Raw genomic sequence first — 1,927 nt, forward strand, 5'->3', positions numbered from 1 at the left:
CGGGTGGCCATCGCCCGGGGCCTGGTCAACCGTCCGCCGGTGATCCTCGCCGATGAACCGACCGCCCCGCTCGACAGCGAACGGGCCCTGGCGGTCATCCGGATCCTCAACGATATGGCGCGGCAATTCGAAACGGCGATCATCGTCGTCACCCACGACGAAAAGATCATTCCGACGTTCAAGCGCATCTATCACATCCGCGATGGCGTGACCTACGAGGAAGCCGGTGAAGGGCGGGCCATTGAGTGAGAATTGTCTGTTTGGCAGAGGGATATCGATGAAATTCGCATACATGTTTACATTTATTGTCTCGGTCACCATGATCGGGCTGCAGGCTGGGTGTGCCGTTGGTCCCGATTTCAATCGCCCGGCAGAACCGGAGGTGGCGGCTTACACTGCAACCCCCTTTCCGGCAAGCACTGCCGCGGCTCCTGCGGCGTTGGGACGAGCACAGCGGTTCATCGAAGGGGGAGTGGTCAACCCGCAATGGTGGCATGAACTTGGTTCGCCCAGGCTCGACAGCCTGATCGAGGAAGCTCTGGAGGCCAGCCCCACTCTGGCAAAAGCTCAGGCGACTCTGCGCCAGGCCCAGGAAGTGTATGCCGCACGGACGGGAGATACACTTTACCCCCAGGTTGATGCCAACCTCGGCGGCCTTCGCCAGCGGTTCAGCCCCGCCACATCTGGACAGGCTGGGGATTCTCGAGAGTTCAGCCTGTACAATGCCGGCGTGGGGGTGCATTACAAGCTCGATTTAGCCGGCGGCAACCGCCGCGCTCTTGAAGCTCTGGCCGCCAACGTCGACTATCAGCACTACCAATTGGAAGGAGCGCAGCTGACCTTGGTGGCCAATGTCGTCACCACTGCTGTCACCAAGGCCAGACTAGCAGCACAAATTCAGGCCACGGAGACCATCCTCGAGGCTCAGGAAAAACAGCTGAGCCTCACCCGAGAACGGGTGCGCCTCGGCAAAGCAGCTCCCGACGAGGTGCTGGCCATGCAAACCGAAGTTGAACAGACTCGCGCCGACATTCCGCTGCTGCGCAACCAGTTCCAACATAGTGACCATCTGCTGGCGGTGCTTGTCGGACATGCGCCAGGAGAGAAAGGCTCGCCGGTCATCCCCCTGCAGGAATTTACTCTTCCAGGCTATCTGCCGCTTACCGTGCCTTCCGAACTGGTGCGGGCTCGCCCCGACATTCAGGCCGCCGAGGCCATGCTGCATAAGGCTAATGCGGAATACGGGGTGGCCATCGCCAAGCTGTATCCACAACTCAATCTCAGTGCGAATCTTGGTTCGTTGGCTTTGAATACCGGTGGGTTGTTTGGCGGCGGTTCATCAACTTGGGGACTGATTGGGCAACTGACCCAGCCCCTGTTCAATCCCGGCCTGCCGGCGGAAAAACGGGCGGCTCTGGCCGCCTTCGAGGCGGCGGCGGCCAATTACCGGTATGTCGTGCTGGAGGCCCTGCGTAATGTTGCCGATGTGCTGCGGGCGCTGGAGAACGACGCCCAAAGACTGGCCGCTCTCTCTGTCGCCGATGATGCCGCGCAGGGTTCTCTGGAATCCATGCAACGTCAGTACGAACTTGGCTCAGCAAGCTATGTCCAACTGCTTATAGCACAACAGCAATCACAACAGACAAGAATTCTATTGATCGAGGCCCAGGCAAGTCGACTTGTCGACAGCGCGGCATTCTATCAGGCCATGGGTGGGGGGATATCCAGCCCAGCTGAAGCTGTCGTTGAAGAACAACCGGTTCACACCCCAAAGTGAGGTGTTGTTATCATCAAGCCCCCCCGAGATCATTGAAATGAGATCTTATTCTTTTTCTGATTACCATCGAACTTCAGCCAACTTGAGCAGGCGCTGCGGGACCGGTTGAGTTCGTAAGGCTATATAGGTTAACCGATCAACCATTGTATG

General features: G+C 58.6%; 1 protein-coding gene and 1 pseudogene. Both read left to right on the forward strand.

Features of this window, described 5'->3' with window-relative positions; genetic code table 11:
* Positions 1-249 (forward strand): annotated as a pseudogene (locus HNQ81_RS17230) (ABC transporter ATP-binding protein); the annotation flags it as partial.
* 28 nt (positions 250-277) lie between these two features.
* Entirely contained in the window at positions 278-1,777 is a 1,500-nt protein-coding gene (locus HNQ81_RS17235) for an efflux transporter outer membrane subunit (protein WP_183352660.1), read from the forward strand.
* Positions 1,778-1,927 lie beyond the last annotated feature (150 nt).

Source organism: Desulfoprunum benzoelyticum (assembly GCF_014201505.1).
GTDB lineage: Bacteria > Desulfobacterota > Desulfobulbia > Desulfobulbales > Desulfocapsaceae > Desulfoprunum > Desulfoprunum benzoelyticum.

Excerpts from the sequence above, each read along its gene's own strand:
- HNQ81_RS17235 (WP_183352660.1), top strand. The coding sequence starts at position 278 with ATGAAATTCGCATACATGTTTACATTTATTGTCTCGGTCACCATGATC.